We start from the raw sequence: 15,542 nt of genomic DNA on the forward strand, positions 1-15,542 counted from the left end.
TATAGGTCTTATTTATTTTTGAGTTCAATCGAATTGGCAACCTGACGAATTGCCACGGCAGGTACTTCACCGACAATTGTCAACCAGAAGTCACCTTGACGTTTTCCTACAATATTCAAAGCTCCTTGCTGCATCGAGCCTTCCGTGCGACTTTGACTACCCGGCTCAATAAACACCGATATGGCAGCTAATCCATCAGAAAAAACAATTTGCGACACTTCCCGTCTAACCGGTGCTGCCCCTGAGTTCTGCGCGGGCGCATCAACTACTACACGCTTTAATTCCCGCACCTTCTTGAAACCAGGCGGCATTCCGGTAACGGCCCATTCATTCAAATTTGTGGGGCTCATCGCACTATGCTCTACATGCCAACTACTCGTATTGCCAAAACTTGATCTTATGCGGTTACGTGAAATGTTACCGATGAAAATCTCGGTGAACGAGATCTGTTCAACGATCTCGTTTTTATTATTTAACGTCTGGGCTCTCATCAGCAGACCTGACTTTTTTTCTGCCCAAAGTTTATAGCCATAACGCATTTTATCTTTGGGTTCAAGCAGAACCGCCTGACAATCATGACCCGCTACCCGACCTGATTCGCCAAGTTTGACATTGTAATAATCGGTCAAATCGCTGGGAATGGAAGCAAGGATCGCAGGAAATACATCCTGCGTAACCCGTTTCTCAATCGATAACGTCTTGGTGTCGGGCATGTAACAAGTCACGTCCTCATTGTGACGAATATATTCGCGCGGTTTGCCGTCCAACACTTCTAACTTTTCTAACTCATTGCGCCCCTCCAAGATATGCGTAATGCGTGATGTACGCATTTGATTGCCTTGTTGGTATACGAACGTGCCTGAGTAATTAAGCTTTTGTGCCGCAGACTGAATTCTTTTCAAAAGAGTCTGCGCTTCATGATTGTCGGCAAGCTTTTCTGTCGTTACTCCTTCCGCGCGCGCGGAAAGAGCAAATAAAGTCGACAAAATAATGAAAAACCGAAGCAGAAACTTAGTCTGCCGCATATTAGTTATCAGCATCAATGGCAAATGTAGCTGAGCGAGCGTATTGCGCAGTATTATAAAGTGAAGGAGAGAAACGCTGGTGCGCCGACAAATACTCATCAATACGCGAATCGCGTAGTACTTCAGAATCTGCTGGTAATGTCACGGTTTGAGACCCATAACCCACATTAATGTTAGAAGCTGACGCCAACGTCATTTGCACCGCAGAAAGCATCGCCGGACTTGTAGACTGATTATTCACATTCATCATGTGCGGCACCGTAATAAACGCAACTGCAGCAACCGCTGCTGCCGCTGCCATACTGGGCAGAGCAAAACGTTTTAACGAGCGCGTGCCGATTGCAGCAGACCCACTGCCTATAGCAATGTGTCTCTCTGCAATCGGCACGACCGCCAGTGGTGCAGCGATCATTGCGGGCTCGGCATTCAGCCGTTCAAGCATGCGCGAAGTAAAGTCTGAACTCAATGAAAATGCCATGTCGTCAGAGCGCAATATATCGCCAATTTGATGGTAAGCATCCCACGTTGCACGCCCCTCATTTTGACGCAATGCCGCCAATGCCACATCCACGTAAGCATTAGATAATTCACCATCAGCCAAGGCAGATATCTGCTCTTGGGGTATTTCATTGGTATTCATAAGTCACCTAGTTAAAACCTGGCCAACCCCTTCGTTCCCGAAAATCGCTATTTCGCTTTTACCAACGTTTGTCGATAGCCGTACCTAATAACGGCCTCAACTTTTCTGCGATAGCTTCTCTTGCTCTAAATATTCTGCTACGCACTGTACCGATCGGACACCCCATTGCTTCCGCAATCTCGTCATAACTCAGCCCCTCAATTTCGCGCAATGTTATTGCCGTCCGAAGTTCATCCGGCAAAGCCTCCATTGCGACATTGACTGTTTGCGCTATTTGCTTGGTTGCCAACAACGACTCAGGAGTGTTTATATCCCTTAGTTGCTCTCCATCGTCAAAAGTTTCTGCATCTTCCGAATTTGATTCCGTTGATGTAGGCGCTCTGCGTCCTTGCGTCACCAAATAGTTCTTGGCGGTGTTAATTCCAATTCTATATAACCAAGTATAAAACGCAGAGTCACCTCTGAACTGAGGGAGTGCGCGATAAGCTTTAATAAAAGCTTCTTGTACAACATCCTCAGCTTCTGCTTGATCACGGACGAGCCGCGACACAAGGCGCATTAGCTTACGTTGGTATTTAATAACCAATAGCTCGAACGCTTTTTTGTCGCCGCGTTGCACGCGTTCAACAAGCAGTTGATCAATTTCGCGTTCTGTCGTCAATGCCCATTCCTTTTGCTTTTGCAACATACGCGCATGACCGAAGCATGGACAAAGTGCACTACAATAAGTTCAACCATTTGGTTGTTCATATCTTACTTTCTTTTGACCGTTCGCATGTCCACGAGATGCGATCCAACGACATGCTACAGAGATTGCCCTGAAAACATTTTCAGGTACACAGTCAGCTAGTATAACGACAGACTTTGTCCGCCCGTTATGCAATTGAAGCCGCAATAGCAGTAAATTCCCCCAAAGGGTGGATCCACTCAACAATTGCGCGGTAACTGGTACCTCAATCGTGTCGACAATCGGTGCATTAGGTAAGATTTCCACAATACTTATCTGGCCAGCGCCAGAGATGATGATACGCAGTGGTTGCGTTGTGCCCCGATAACGAAACCAAGCACCAACGCTGATCAGCAGACCCAAAACGCCAAGAATTATTCCAATTGCGGGCAAAAGACGACCGATGAAGCCTAAGCCGATTAACATGCTAATCAAGGCGGCTGCGATTGCTAATGCAGACACCAAAAGGAACAAGCGCCTGGATGGCAGCACCAACGCAGAAACCGCAATCGACATTCGAGGATTAAGTGGCGTCTCGCCGGATGGAAGAGTGTTCATTGATATACTCATTCAAGCGTCACCTGACGTTTGAATGAGTATATACGGAGCTGCTTAGGCTTTACCAAAAACCAACGTCCCGTTAGTACCGCCAAAACCAAACGAGTTTTTTACTGCAATATCAATTTTCATATCACGCGCTGTGTTGGCGCAATAATCAAGATCACATTCCGGATCTTGATTGAAAATATTGATAGTCGGCGGTGAGACCTGATGATGCAATGCCAGAATCGTAAATACCGATTCCAGGCCGCCTGCGCCACCTAACAAGTGACCTGTCATCGACTTGGTCGAGTTGACAACTAACTTGTACGCATGATCACCAAAAACAGCTTTGATCGCATTAGTTTCATTCTGATCGCCTAGCGGCGTCGATGTACCATGCGCGTTCAAATACTGCACCTGATCGCCATTTATACCTGCATCTTTAAGGGCCGAGCCGACACAACGACGAGGTCCATCGAGGTTGGGTGCCGTCATGTGGTACGCATCAGCACTCATGCCAAAACCAAGCAGTTCTGCATAAATTTTAGCACCACGGGCTATCGCATGCTCGCGCTCTTCAAGGACAAGAACACCAGCACCTTCACCTAATACGAATCCGTCGCGGTCCTTATCCCAAGGGCGGGATGCAGTTTCAGGATCATCATTACGCGATGAGAGCGCTCTTGCCGAAGCAAAACCACCCAAACCTAACGGTGAAATGCTGGCCTCAGAACCGCCGGCAATCATAACGTCAGCATCACCGTATTGAATCATACGTCCGGCCTGCCCGATACAGTGCAAGCCGGTTGTGCAAGCAGTAACTATCGCCAGATTTGGTCCTTTCAGACCGTATTTGATCGACAAGTTGCCTGAAATCATATTAATGATCGAAGCTGGAATGAAGAAGGGACTAATGCGGCGCGGACCGCGATTGGTCAACTCGACATGAGTCTCTTCAATCAGCGGCAAGCCGCCAATACCAGAGCCAATGATGACGCCGATACGTTCGGCATTTTCATCAGTGACTTCCAGGCCGCTGTCTTGCATCGCCTGAATTCCTGCTGCCATCCCATAATGGATAAAGGTGTCCATATGCCGCGCATCTTTTGCGGGCATGTAGTCCTCGACATTAAAGCCCTTTACTTCTCCTGCAAAATGCGTGGAAAAAGCAGAAGCATCAAACTTGGTGATGGCTGCGATACCGGATTTTCCTGATATGACTGCATTCCATGCATCGGCAACAGTATTGCCGACCGGTGAAATGCAACCCAGGCCAGTTATCACAACACGACGTTCACGTGAGCGAGTCAAACGATTCTCCTGGATGCGTTTAAAGCAGAACTAGGCCGCTTTAACATGCGCCTTGGCGTAGTCAATAGCCTGTTGCACAGTAGTAATTTTTTCAGCTTGTTCGTCTGGAATTTCCATGGCGAATTCATCTTCTAGTGCCATCACTAATTCTACGGTGTCGAGTGAGTCTGCACCAAGATCATCAACAAATGACGATTCAATTTTGATGTCAGCTTCTGCGACGCCAAGTTGTTCTGCGACGATTTTCTTTACACGTTGTTCGATATCAGACATGTGATGCCTCCAGTTATTAGGTTACAGAAAGTGCGCGCATTTTAGCAGATTTGCGCTGAGAAAATTTACTTTTAGCATCGGCGGTTAATAAATAGCCAACTCCTGCCAAAAGCCCTTAATTATTTACGACATACTTCACTTTACAGCTCAGGACTTCATCCAAAAATATTCGACTGAACACAATGCCCAAGCCTCGAAACATCTTAATCCAAAGACAGATTAGGACAATTTACTCAATTACAATACATACCACCGTTTACGTGTAAGGTCGTACCGGTGATATAACCAGCCTGAAGTGAGGCAAGGAAACCCACCGCCGCTGCAATATCTTCTGCAGCACCCAGTCTTCCCAGAGGAATTTGTTGTAGGAGCGCAGCGGTTTGCTGCTCACTGAGAGATTTAGTCATATCGGTATCAATAAAACCGGGTGCTACACAATTGACCGTAATGTTTCGACTACCTATCTCACGCGCCAAAGCCCGGCTCATGCCAGAGACACCCGCCTTCGATGCCGCATAATTCATTTGTCCTGGATTTCCGGTTGACCCGACTACAGAGGTAATATTGATGATCCGTCCATGTTTGGCTTTCATCATTCCACGCAATACAGCACGGGATAAACGCGCTACGGCGGTCAGATTCGTGGATATCACAGCATCCCACTCCTCATCTTTCATCCGCATAGCTAGCTGATCATGCGTAATACCGGCATTGTTCACCAAAATCGAGAGCGTTCCGAATTGTTTTTGCACCAATTCGACAACTGCCGCACAAGCTAACGCATCATTAACATTGAGTACTACACCTTGTCCACCGCCTAGTTGCTCCTCATTAAGGTACGCCGTGATAGCAGCAGCGCCGACCTCTGACGTGGCGGTACCCACAACTTTTGCACCCCGGCGCGCCAGTTCAAGCGCAATTGCACGGCCAATACCGCGCGAAGCGCCAGTAACGAGCGCCACTTGACCTTCTAAATTTTGTGTAACCGAATTTTGCATTTTAATTATGATTGTTTAGAGTGTTTATTGAGATAACTTATTAGCTAGCTTAATTAGATACTTTTTTAATTATAAATGCCATGCCAAATGCTGGCGCCGTTATAACACTTACTTCAGCAATGCCAGAACTTTATCCAATGAAGCCTGATCAAAAATCGATTCGCCCACCAATTCACCGTTAATGCGCTTGGTAAGGCTAGCAAGAACCTTGCCAGGACCGCACTCGATAACATGCGTTACGCCGCTATTACCGATTTTTTGAATCGTTTCTACCCAACGTACCGGACTGGCAGCTTGACGAACCAAAGCATCTTTAATAGATGCGGCATCAACAGCAGTTGCGACATCGACATTATTTATTAACATGATCTGCGGCGCCTCAAAAACCAGACTCTCCATGTATTCGCGCAAACGATTTGATGCAGGAACCAAAAGCGAAGAGTGAAATGGTGCTGAAACTGGTAATGACAAGGCACGTTTGGCACCTTTTAACTTCGCTGCTTCACAGGCTCGCTCAACTGCTGCCTTGTGGCCCGCTATCACGACTTGTGCGGGCGCATTAAAGTTAACTGCCTCGACTACTTCACCCTGTGCAGCCTCTGCACAAACCGCCCTTACGTCATCGTCCGATAAACCTAAAATAGCAGCCATTCCGCCCTGCCCAACCGGCACTGCCTGTTGCATTGCCATCGCGCGAAAACGCACCAGCGGCACGGCATCTTTAAAGTTGATCACTCCGGCTGCGACCAACGCAGAATACTCACCTAAGCTATGCCCTGCAACGATAGATGGGACGACTCCACCCGCCGCCATCCAAGCCCGATAAAACGCCACGGCCGCTGTGAGCATGACAGGTTGCGTATTAGTGGTCAGATCTAAATCTTCTTTGGGTCCATCGGCGATAAGCTTCGCGAGATCAAACTGCAGTGCCTCCGAAGCTTCAGCGACAGTGTCCTGCACAACTTGATTATCCGAAAAGCCGTTCAACATACCTACCGCTTGCGAGCCCTGCCCAGGAAAAACAAATGCAAATTTAATCATACGTTTTTTATAATGCTATAAATTAATGAGGTAGACGGAAAATAAAAAAGCCAGCGTATTGGGTAATGTGTGCCAAAAAATTTCAGAAGCGACCATCAAGCATTTTTTCATACTGCGCGCTTGGGAGCCGATCCGACTAGCGACCAACTTACATTCTTGCCACAATAGCACCCCAGGAAAAACCACCGCCAACAGCTTCCATTAGTACATTCTGTCCAGCTTTGACGCGACCATCACGCACAGCCTTATCAAGCGCTAACGGGATTGAAGCGGCAGATGTATTCCCATGCTGGTCAACGGTGACAACCATCCGCTCTGGTGGCAGACCAAGTTTGCGCGCGGTACTTTGCATGATGCGAATATTCGCCTGATGAGGAATCAGCCAGTCGATTTCAGATGCTGAAATACCAGCGATCTCCAACGCTTCCTTAGCGACTTTTTCCAGTACCGATACCGCTAGCTTGAACACCGCCGGGCCATCCATATATAAGAAAGCACTACCATCAACCGCCCCACTACTTACGTTGCCAGGAACGCATAGGATATGCCCATAGCGGCCATCAGCATGCAGCTTGGTAGCGAGAACGCCTGGTTCCTGTGAAGCAGTCATCACAACCGCGCCAGCGCCGTCTCCAAATAACACGCATGTAGTGCGATCTTCAAAATTCAAAATACGGGAAAAGACTTCCGTTCCAATGACCAGAACGTTCTTGTGCGTACCGGCTTTGATGAAGGCATCAGCGATTGAAGCGCCGTATACAAAGCCACTACATACCGCTTGCACATCGAATGCAGCGCCACCGGTGGTAATACCCAGTTTCTGCTGCACCACGCAAGCCGTACTCGGAAAACTCCCAAAATGATCAGGAGTCGACGTGGCGACAATAATCAAATCAATGTCGTTTGGCTCCATCCCCGCCATTTCAAGCGCATGCTTTGAAGCAGCAACGGCGAGATCACTAGATTGCACATCAGCCTCAGCGTAGTGCCGCGCCGATATCCCGCTACGCGAAAATATCCATTCGTCCGAGGTTTCAATACCTTTCTCGGCCAATTGCACTGCGAGGTCCTGATTAGTAAGGCGTTTGGGTGGTAAATAACTACCGGTACCCACAATTTTGCTATAAATAGTCATGCTGTCTTCTGTTGGGGTGGCTCAATATTGGTGGCAGCATTTGCAAGCACTTCAACCTGCACCAAAGCTGCTTCTGTCTGCGGCATCAACGCTGCAATGGTCGTTGTAATACGTGATAACACATCATGCTTGGCTGCATCGAACGCACGCTGAATGGCCCATTCGTAGCCATACACGTCAGCACTACCGTGGCTCTTGAACACTAGCCCACGTAAACCGAGCAAACTTGCGCCATTGTATCGTGATGGATTGAGACGGCGCGATATTGCTTTAATAGCACTTTTCGCAATTAAAGCACCGATCATATTAAGAATACTGCTTTTAAATTCTGTCGTCAGCACACTTTTTACCAGCCTTCCGAGGCCCTCGGAGGCTTTAAGAGTAACGTTGCCGACGAAACCGTCACACACCACAATGTCGGTTGTTCCCTCAAAAATATCGTTACCTTCAACATTTCCATAGAAGTTGATAAGACCTTTTTCGTGATCAGCCCGCAGCAATTCTGCGGTTTGCTTGACCATTTCGTTGCCCTTGATATCTTCCTCGCCAACATTGAGCAAACCGACCGTAGGCTTAGCCTTGCCCTCCATGGCTGAGACAAGTGCTGAACCCATGAGAGCAAATTGGTGCAGATGCTGCGGCTCGCAGTCAACGTTCGCGCCAAGATCAAGCATATAAGTCGGCCCGTCCTTTTGATTTGGAAGGATGGTACAAATTGCTGGCCGATCCACGCCAGGGATAGTTTTTAGCAAATAACGCGAGACTGCCATCAGCGCGCCGGTATTTCCAGCTGAAACGCAGGCACGTACCTTCTCGTCTTTCACTAATTCAAGCGCCACGCGCATGGAGGATTTCTTTTTACGCCGTAACGCGGTTTCAACCGAATCATCCATCGTTATCACCTCCTCCGCGTGCACGACTGACAGACGAGGGTGTTCCTGCGCTTTGTGCTTTTTTAATTCGGCCCGAATTTGATCCTCAAGGCCGACCAATACTAATTCAGCCTCTGGTTCGCGTTTGGCAAATGCAATAGCTGCAGGCACTGTTACAGATGGACCATGATCGCCACCCATACAGTCGATAGAGATTTTAATTGTCATTATTTTGATTCAGTGCCGTTTCCAACCAACATTATGGGGCAGATTTGGCTAGCGTCAAAATCACCGCTCACAATTTTTAACTTACAAAAGAAAAGCGGCATCATTGAGAAGCTCAATGATGCCGCTTTTTTTACTTAAGACAACAAGTAAATTACTCGTCGTTCTTAGTCTTCAATACCTTACGGCCACGGTAAAAACCGTTTGGGCTGATATGGTGACGCAGGTGTGTTTCACCTGTAGTTGGCTCAATCGCCAGAGGAGGCGCTACCAAAAAATCGTGGGCACGGTGCATGCCGCGCTTGGATGGGGTCTTTTTATTTTGCTGAACAGCCATGATAACTCCTGAATCTAAGATCTAAAATTTTAACATATCTGGATTTACTACATAGAAAATCCAGAAATTCCTGCCGCTTTTGGGCGCGGAATCCCTTACTCATTGCTACACTTCATGCCACACTTCGTCACGTTCGGTACTGCATAACATCACAACCGCGACACTTAGCGCAACAACGTTACCGCAATCTGGAACGACAACCCCTACAACCTTGCTACTTCAAATTCTTTAACATCGCAAATGGCGAATCTTTTTTACCGGCCTTTAACGCCTCGAGTGCAGACGTATCGGGGCAAACAGCATGCTTAGGTGACAGTGGCAGGGCCAACAGCGCCTCGTCTTCTACCAATTGAATAATATCGAGTGCTTTGGAGCCGATAATGACATCGATCTGGTCATCGTCGAGCAAAGCGTCAATATCATCTGCGCTCGCCTCATCTTTTGCCAAAATCAACACAGATTCCGAGTCGACATCAAACGCAAAAGGGGACAAGCAGCGTTGACACGTTATTTGTAGTGAGCCGGTCACCGTCAATGTTAATTGTGGATGCGCAACATGGTTTGAACCACCAGCCAGCACCCATTTTAACGTCCCCGAAGGGTCAGCCAGTTCTTCTGCCAATCGCCCCAGATCAGAGACCGGGCTTGCACCTTCACGACGTTCTTTCAGGCGGGAAAACTCAAACGCGTCGATAACAAAAGCACTCATAGGCGAAGCGGAACCCTGAAAACCTGCGATAATAACAGCCTTTCCCCTTATCCGTCAAAGTGTTACGGCGCTTTTGTTGAGCACTCATTCAAAAAAACGTCAAACTTCGTTCCTATGCCCTCTTCGCAACAGCTTCCAGCGCCAACGCGGTCCGGCGTTATATCAAATATCCACATCTCACCTCGTCTTATTCTTGGCTCTAGCTCCAAATATCGCAAGGAATTGCTCTCCCGCTTGCACATTCCGTTCGAGGTGATATCTCCAGAAATCGACGAAACCCCGCGTTTGGGCGAGACACCAGAAGAAACTGCCATGCGACTTGCCAGAGAGAAAGCATTGGCGGTGGCGTTGATGGCGCCAGAAGCACTGATTATTGCATCAGATCAAATTGCGACGCTAGACGGGGAGCAGATCGGGAAACCGGGGACGCATCAAAATGCCCTCCTTCAACTGCAAAAAATGCGTGGTCGACGAGTTGTGTTTCACACAGCACTATGTCTGCTGGACGGACGCTCAATTAAATCCGAGAGCATAGTGCAACTGGAAAATATTCAGACTTTTGTCACCTTCCGTAATTTGCCAGACGCAGAACTGGATGCTTATTTGCATATTGAACAACCATACGATTGCGCAGGAAGTGCCAAAAATGAAGGACTTGGGATCGCCATTCTTGAAAAAATCGAGAGCAGCGATCCAACTGCGCTGACGGGCTTGCCACTCATTGCACTAACCGGCATGTTACGCCGCGCTGGCGTGTCCTTTTTCACCAATTAAAACGGCGCGCATATCTTCCCGTATCGTGACTCTCACATAATCATTCTCATATAGAAATAAAGGTTAGCATGGCAGGTATCCTGTATTTGATTCCCAATACCCTCGGGCAAACCGACGTCGAGCATGGCAATCCTCTGGCTTCCGTTATTCCGGAAGATGTCCAGGGCCTCACTGCGAAACTAGGTTATTTCATTGCCGAAAACGCTAAAACAGCGCGTGCATTTTTGAAGTTAATCAACGCCTCGCATCCACTGACACAATCGCTGCAAACCATTAATATCGCCGAACTTAACGTTAATACACCGGTTACCGCATTACCGGCACTGTTGGCGCCATTACTGGCCGGTCAGGATGCTGGCCTGGTTTCTGAAGCGGGCGTCCCGGCAGTCGCCGACCCTGGTGCTAATCTGGTGCGAATGGCGCATGCGCATGGCATTCAGGTCAGACCGTTGGTTGGTCCGTCATCATTATTATTGGCAGTAATGAGTAGTGGTTTAAATGGACAAAGTTTTGCGTTTAATGGTTACCTGCCAATTGATGTTGACCAGCGGACCAAGCGCATCAAAGCGTTGGAACTGCGCTCCCGTCAAGAAAATCAAACCCAGCTTTTTATCGAAACTCCGTATCGCAATACTGCCTTACTGGAGGCCCTGAGCGCTCAATGCCAGCCGAATACATTGATTTGTGTCGCAACCGATCTTACGCTATTGACCGAGACAATAAAAACGCAAACGGCCGCGCGCTGGAAGACTGCACTCGGCACGAACAAAGGTCCAGACTTTCATAAAAAACCGACGGTTTTCTTGATACTCGCAGAATAGCTAGGAAAAAATTAGTCGAGAACTATCAACTAAAAATACGGATGATTGGTGAGCTATTGCGCATCCGCGTTAGATAGTCTCAATCAAGTGAAGCCAATACGCTCGCACGAGCGTCAAATCTAAATAAACCTTAGCTAGCAATTTTGCGGAGCAGAGCAGCGCCCAAAACGCAAAACGGCGACAGTGTTGCGCTGTCGCCGAATTTGCATGTCTCGAAAGACGTATTCTTGAGAAGTCGAAAACTTCTCGGGGCCGCATTTAATGCAGTGGTGTCCAGCATTTAATCGTCATTCTAGTGCAAGGGGTGTATTGCTCCAGATCCGTCAATTTAATACCGGTTGATTACTGTTGAATGGCTAACGATAGTGTAGTTTCTATATTCGCCTCCTCAAATAATTCTGCTGAATGTGACTTCACTATACGACAAAATCATCAGAGTGCAAGACGACTTATTTTCAAGTCGCCTTTATCAACATAATTATTTACATAATATTAACGAAATTATTTACATTAAATTAACTTAAATAATTTATATGTTATTAACGTAATACCGGTTTCTGCAAACTCATCATCGTCCCCACGACGCCCTCGCCAACCGACACGCCAAATTTCTTCAACACACGTTCAGGCAACCCTTCGCTCTTGGTGTAATCAACCACGTCTTCCGCCTTCAATATATCGCGTGAGACACTCTCGACCGTACCGTAGCCGTCCGCCAATCCCATATCAATCGCTTTACTGCCAGTCCAAAACAAACCAGAAAATGTTTCCGGCGTTTCTTTCAGACGCGTTCCGCGACCTTTGCGAACTACGTCGATAAATTGCTGATGAATTTCGCCAAGCATTTCTTTCGCAAAGCCCTTTTGAGTTTCGGACATCGGACTAAATGGATCGAGAAATCCTTTATTTTCACCAGCCGTTAATAACCGCCGCTCAATACCCAGTTTTTCCATCAGACCGGTAAAACCAAAGCCATCCATCAAGACCCCAATCGATCCGACAATACTCGCCTTGTTGACATAAATTTTATCTGCTGCGGCAGCAATATAATAACCACCCGAAGCGCACATTTCGTCAACCACGACATATAACGGCTTCTTCGGATATTCCTTACGTAAGCGACCAATTTCGTCGTTAATAATTCCCGCCTGAACCGGACTTCCGCCAGGACTATTGATACGCAATATCACACCGACCGAATCAGTCGCCGCAAAGGCATTATCAAGCGCCGGGATCAATACGCTTGCAGATCCGTTGCCGTCTGCGTCAATGACACCATTAAGTTTAACCAACGCCGTATGCCGACCAACCGTGGTCGTATCAGCGCTCTCGTAGTGGGCCGCATACCAAACCCCAAAGCCAATCAAGCATAAAGTCGCCAGCTTAAAGAAAATTCCCCAGCGACGGCGCGCACGCTGCTCGCGCAACGAAGCGGTCGCCAACTTTTCCAGTAAATCACGTTCCCAGCCTTCTTTTTTCGGATTTTCCATATTCTCAATATCGGTTTTGCAATTGTTAGTACGCATTCCGGTTTTCGTCCACCGGGAAAATTAAGCCGCGCCTGGCCGCACTACACTCCAGGTGCATTAACATAGTCATCAGGGCGCCAGAATACCTGATTATCATTTTCTTCTACCGCCACTTTGCGCAAACTCGCCCCACGACAAGGGCCGCCAACGCACTTTCCCTGATCAGGCGTGTAGATTGCGCCATGCGTGGCACACATAAGATACAAGCCGCTGGATTCAAAAAAATCACCTTCATTCCAGTCCAACTCTATCGGAACGTGCGCGCACCGGTTCAAATATCCATGTACGCTATTTTCATAACGGACCACAAAAGCGGTCAGCGCTTCACCATTCACTTTTACGGCAAAGCGCACACCCATCCCACGCTCAACGAGATCAGAAGAAGAGCAGATTGGTATCAAACCAGATGTCATGTTGAATTACGCTGAAATAACTGCATTTCACGCATTGTCATTTAGCCAAGCATGTAACGCTATCGCTGAACTAGCAGTAAAGACCGGATGCAACGGCGTTAGTTCACTGGCTGGATGCACGCCATAATCGACCGCAATAGCTGCTGCACCAGCATTGATAGCCATTTGTAAATCATGCGTGGTATCGCCAATCATGACAGTACGCTTAAGGTCCTGGCCAAGTTCACGCGTCAATTCGTGTAACATCGCCGGATGTGGCTTTGAAAAAGTCTCATCGGCACAACGCGTGGCATCGAAAACAGACAGCAAATTGCTGGAGTGGAGAGCACGATTTAGCCCAACTCGACTCTTCCCGGTTGCCACAGCCAAAAAATAACCTTGCTGCGACAGATCCGCCAACATTTCCCGAACGCCATCAAATAGGATTAAATCTTCATCCTGCGCCAAATAGTGGTGGCGATATCTCTCTACCACACGTGGATACAGATGCGGCTCTAATCCCGGCATCGCCATACGAATTGCCTCGGACAGTCCAAGCCCGATGACATGCGACGCGGCCTTCCGATCAGGAATCGCCAGACCAAGATCTTTTGCCGCCGATTGAATACACTTCACAATTGTCGCGGTGCTGTCCATCAGCGTACCGTCCCAATCAAATACAATTAAATCAAAACTTTTCCGCGCCATATTTCTGACAGTAACTTGCCAGCTCCTTGTAATTTCTTAAAAAATGCGTTCATAGGTGAGGATTAGCGAAGACACCCTGACCTAACACTCCCATTTTAATCGTCCTGCGCTTGTTCTGCTGCCGAGCTTGTTTGCGGCAAACTTTTTAGAAAACGTTCACATTCTGGCGGTAGCGGCGCCTTTAAAGTCACCGGTTTTCCACTCTCCGGATGCGTAAAAGTAATCTGATAAGCATGCAAAAACATGCGTTTAAATGCAATTCGCTCGCCATCTGCCTTTTGCAAGGCACGATTTAATGAAAAATCGCCGTATTTATCATCACCTGCGATCGCAAAACCGCTTGAAGCAAGATGCACCCGAATCTGGTGAGTGCGACCCGTTTTTAACTCAGCCTCAAGCAACGCAAAATCGCCATATCTGCGAATAAGACTAAATACCGTGTGCGAGGCCTGACCTCCTTCTTGCACCCTCACCCGACGCTCACCATCTGCGGCAGTATACTTGTGCAAAGGCAACTTTACATGCTGACGCGCATTTTTCCAATCCCCGTGCACTAAAACTAAATAACGCTTATCGGTTTCGCCATCACGCATTTGTTCATGCAAATTAGTCAAAGCGGAACGTTTCTTTGCTAATAATAAAATGCCTGAAGTATCACGATCAAGACGATGCACCAGTTCGAGAAATTTGGCGTCGGGGCGAGAAGCCCTCAATTGCTCAATCACACCGTAGCTGACACCGGACCCGCCATGCACGGCAACACCCGCCGGCTTGTCAATGACAAGCAGATGACTATCCTCCAGGAGAATTTTAAATTCCGCACCCGGTGCCGTCTTTTCAGCTCTTTCTGCAATACGGATGGGTGGTACGCGCAGGATATCGCCTTCCAACAATCGATAAGTCTGATCTATGCGGCCTTTATTTACCCGGACCTCGCCCGAACGCAAAACGCGATAGATATGACTTTTCGGCACTCCCTTGCAAATACGTAATAAAAAATTATCAATCCGCTGGCCCGCTTCTTCGTCGGAAATAGTGATTAACTGGACTTGGGGAGCGACTTCAGGAGGCGCGACAACTTCAGATACTTTGGTTACTTTAGATAGGTTGGTTAATTTGGCTGCCTCAATCATCTTGCTTTGAAGAACAGTTTTGTACTTGGTAGCGGCTGGGGTCCGCACCTGTGCCTTGCCCTGAGTTCGCCCATCGCGGCGGCCCTCAGCCCTTACTCCAGAAAATCTCGCTAAGTCCTTCATTTTGAATATATAATTGTTTCACAGTGGTTACAAACCGCTGTTGGTGTAAGAATAAAAAGACCATTCTACACAGGGGCGTCTCCACCAGCCTCGCCAATTTGCAAATTTGATGGAAAAATGTGTACGCATCACCCCTGCGCGAGTCAAGGTCGCACCGTAGTTGTCATCGGATAACGCGCACGGTTGTTGGACAGTATGTTTGGATGAATAGGATAAGTTTGATGAG

Annotated in this window: 18 protein-coding genes; 2 read left to right on the plus strand and 16 right to left on the minus strand. The window is 47.8% G+C overall.

Features of this window, described 5'->3' with window-relative positions:
- Positions 1 to 8: 8 nt before the first annotated feature.
- The 12 genes from ACXX82_RS05310 to ACXX82_RS05365 all read right to left on the minus strand — a co-directional run bounded on the left by ACXX82_RS05310 (position 9) and on the right by ACXX82_RS05365 (position 9,836).
- Positions 9 to 1,025 carry a MucB/RseB C-terminal domain-containing protein gene (locus ACXX82_RS05310; protein WP_322232527.1) on the minus strand — a complete coding sequence of 339 codons (1,017 nt, stop codon included), beginning with the start codon at positions 1,023 to 1,025 and terminating at the stop codon, positions 9 to 11.
- 1 nt (position 1,026) lies between these two features.
- Entirely contained in the window at positions 1,027 to 1,665 is a 639-nt protein-coding gene (locus ACXX82_RS05315) for a sigma-E factor negative regulatory protein (RefSeq protein WP_322232528.1), read from the minus strand.
- Positions 1,666 to 1,723: 58 nt separating this feature from the next.
- A complete protein-coding gene (rpoE, locus tag ACXX82_RS05320; RefSeq protein ID WP_322232529.1) occupies positions 1,724 to 2,353 on the minus strand; it encodes an RNA polymerase sigma factor RpoE in 630 nt (209 codons plus the stop codon).
- A gap of 42 nt (positions 2,354 to 2,395) precedes the next feature.
- Complete coding sequence (locus ACXX82_RS05325; protein ID WP_458562556.1) at positions 2,396 to 2,950, minus strand: flagellar hook-length control protein; 555 nt, start codon at positions 2,948 to 2,950, stop codon at positions 2,396 to 2,398.
- A 54-nt stretch (positions 2,951 to 3,004) separates the two neighbouring features.
- The gene (gene fabF, locus ACXX82_RS05330) at positions 3,005 to 4,246 is read right to left on the minus strand and encodes a beta-ketoacyl-ACP synthase II (protein WP_322232531.1); all 1,242 of its coding nucleotides are present in this window, start codon (positions 4,244 to 4,246) and stop codon (positions 3,005 to 3,007) included.
- A 30-nt stretch (positions 4,247 to 4,276) separates the two neighbouring features.
- Positions 4,277 to 4,519: an acyl carrier protein gene (gene acpP / locus ACXX82_RS05335; RefSeq protein WP_205321776.1), complete on the minus strand. Its 243-nt coding sequence runs from the start codon at positions 4,517 to 4,519 to the stop codon at positions 4,277 to 4,279.
- A gap of 233 nt (positions 4,520 to 4,752) precedes the next feature.
- Positions 4,753 to 5,517: a 3-oxoacyl-ACP reductase FabG gene (gene fabG / locus ACXX82_RS05340; RefSeq protein ID WP_323506644.1), complete on the minus strand. Its 765-nt coding sequence runs from the start codon at positions 5,515 to 5,517 to the stop codon at positions 4,753 to 4,755.
- 108 nt (positions 5,518 to 5,625) lie between these two features.
- Entirely contained in the window at positions 5,626 to 6,558 is a 933-nt protein-coding gene (fabD, locus tag ACXX82_RS05345) for an ACP S-malonyltransferase (protein WP_458562557.1), read from the minus strand.
- Between the two features lie 148 nt (positions 6,559 to 6,706).
- Positions 6,707 to 7,693, minus strand: coding sequence for a beta-ketoacyl-ACP synthase III (locus ACXX82_RS05350; protein ID WP_322232534.1), 987 nt, complete (start codon positions 7,691 to 7,693; stop codon positions 6,707 to 6,709).
- Entirely contained in the window at positions 7,690 to 8,793 is a 1,104-nt protein-coding gene (plsX, locus tag ACXX82_RS05355) for a phosphate acyltransferase PlsX (protein WP_322232535.1), read from the minus strand. The genes ACXX82_RS05350 and plsX overlap by 4 nt, the downstream gene beginning before the upstream one ends.
- A gap of 151 nt (positions 8,794 to 8,944) precedes the next feature.
- A complete protein-coding gene (gene rpmF / locus ACXX82_RS05360; protein ID WP_014006864.1) occupies positions 8,945 to 9,127 on the minus strand; it encodes a 50S ribosomal protein L32 in 183 nt (60 codons plus the stop codon).
- Positions 9,128 to 9,341: 214 nt separating this feature from the next.
- A complete protein-coding gene (locus tag ACXX82_RS05365) occupies positions 9,342 to 9,836 on the minus strand; it encodes a YceD family protein (RefSeq protein ID WP_322232536.1) in 495 nt (164 codons plus the stop codon).
- Between the two features lie 114 nt (positions 9,837 to 9,950).
- On the opposite strand from ACXX82_RS05365, the gene ACXX82_RS05370 reads away from it, so the two are divergent.
- Positions 9,951 to 10,610, plus strand: coding sequence for a Maf-like protein (locus ACXX82_RS05370; RefSeq protein WP_416186772.1), 660 nt, complete (start codon positions 9,951 to 9,953; stop codon positions 10,608 to 10,610).
- A 68-nt stretch (positions 10,611 to 10,678) separates the two neighbouring features.
- Positions 10,679 to 11,431, plus strand: coding sequence for an SAM-dependent methyltransferase (locus ACXX82_RS05375; protein WP_322232537.1), 753 nt, complete (start codon positions 10,679 to 10,681; stop codon positions 11,429 to 11,431).
- 539 nt (positions 11,432 to 11,970) lie between these two features.
- On the opposite strand, the gene ACXX82_RS05380 is transcribed toward ACXX82_RS05375, so the two are convergent.
- The 4 genes from ACXX82_RS05380 to ACXX82_RS05395 all read right to left on the minus strand — a co-directional run bounded on the left by ACXX82_RS05380 (position 11,971) and on the right by ACXX82_RS05395 (position 15,316).
- On the minus strand, positions 11,971 to 12,957 hold the full coding sequence (locus ACXX82_RS05380) for a S49 family peptidase (RefSeq protein ID WP_322232538.1): 987 nt from the start codon (positions 12,955 to 12,957) through the stop codon (positions 11,971 to 11,973).
- Positions 12,958 to 13,001: 44 nt separating this feature from the next.
- Positions 13,002 to 13,373: a Rieske (2Fe-2S) protein gene (locus tag ACXX82_RS05385; protein WP_458562558.1), complete on the minus strand. Its 372-nt coding sequence runs from the start codon at positions 13,371 to 13,373 to the stop codon at positions 13,002 to 13,004.
- A gap of 27 nt (positions 13,374 to 13,400) precedes the next feature.
- Entirely contained in the window at positions 13,401 to 14,060 is a 660-nt protein-coding gene (locus ACXX82_RS05390) for an HAD-IIIA family hydrolase (RefSeq protein WP_458562559.1), read from the minus strand.
- A gap of 95 nt (positions 14,061 to 14,155) precedes the next feature.
- Positions 14,156 to 15,316: an RluA family pseudouridine synthase gene (locus tag ACXX82_RS05395; protein ID WP_458562560.1), complete on the minus strand. Its 1,161-nt coding sequence runs from the start codon at positions 15,314 to 15,316 to the stop codon at positions 14,156 to 14,158.
- Positions 15,317 to 15,542 lie beyond the last annotated feature (226 nt).

This window comes from Glaciimonas sp. GNP009 (assembly GCF_054343755.1).

Bases quoted from the DNA above. Each gene is read 5' to 3' on its own strand.
- ACXX82_RS05310 (WP_322232527.1), bottom strand. From the start codon at position 1,025: ATGCGGCAGACTAAGTTTCTGCTTCGGTTTTTCATTATTTTGTCGACT.
- ACXX82_RS05315 (WP_322232528.1), bottom strand. From the start codon at position 1,665: ATGAATACCAATGAAATACCCCAAGAGCAGATATCTGCCTTGGCTGAT.
- rpoE (WP_322232529.1), bottom strand. From the start codon at position 2,353: ATGTTGCAAAAGCAAAAGGAATGGGCATTGACGACAGAACGCGAAATT.
- ACXX82_RS05325 (WP_458562556.1), bottom strand. From the start codon at position 2,950: ATGAACACTCTTCCATCCGGCGAGACGCCACTTAATCCTCGAATGTCG.
- acpP (WP_205321776.1), bottom strand. From the start codon at position 4,519: ATGTCTGATATCGAACAACGTGTAAAGAAAATCGTCGCAGAACAACTT.
- fabG (WP_323506644.1), bottom strand. From the start codon at position 5,517: ATGCAAAATTCGGTTACACAAAATTTAGAAGGTCAAGTGGCGCTCGTT.
- fabD (WP_458562557.1), bottom strand. From the start codon at position 6,558: ATGATTAAATTTGCATTTGTTTTTCCTGGGCAGGGCTCGCAAGCGGTA.
- ACXX82_RS05350 (WP_322232534.1), bottom strand. From the start codon at position 7,693: ATGACTATTTATAGCAAAATTGTGGGTACCGGTAGTTATTTACCACCC.
- plsX (WP_322232535.1), bottom strand. From the start codon at position 8,793: ATGACAATTAAAATCTCTATCGACTGTATGGGTGGCGATCATGGTCCA.
- rpmF (WP_014006864.1), bottom strand. From the start codon at position 9,127: ATGGCTGTTCAGCAAAATAAAAAGACCCCATCCAAGCGCGGCATGCAC.
- ACXX82_RS05365 (WP_322232536.1), bottom strand. From the start codon at position 9,836: ATGAGTGCTTTTGTTATCGACGCGTTTGAGTTTTCCCGCCTGAAAGAA.
- ACXX82_RS05370 (WP_416186772.1), top strand. From the start codon at position 9,951: ATGCCCTCTTCGCAACAGCTTCCAGCGCCAACGCGGTCCGGCGTTATA.
- ACXX82_RS05375 (WP_322232537.1), top strand. From the start codon at position 10,679: ATGGCAGGTATCCTGTATTTGATTCCCAATACCCTCGGGCAAACCGAC.
- ACXX82_RS05380 (WP_322232538.1), bottom strand. From the start codon at position 12,957: ATGCGTACTAACAATTGCAAAACCGATATTGAGAATATGGAAAATCCG.
- ACXX82_RS05385 (WP_458562558.1), bottom strand. From the start codon at position 13,373: ATGACATCTGGTTTGATACCAATCTGCTCTTCTTCTGATCTCGTTGAG.
- ACXX82_RS05390 (WP_458562559.1), bottom strand. From the start codon at position 14,060: ATGGCGCGGAAAAGTTTTGATTTAATTGTATTTGATTGGGACGGTACG.
- ACXX82_RS05395 (WP_458562560.1), bottom strand. From the start codon at position 15,316: ATGAAGGACTTAGCGAGATTTTCTGGAGTAAGGGCTGAGGGCCGCCGC.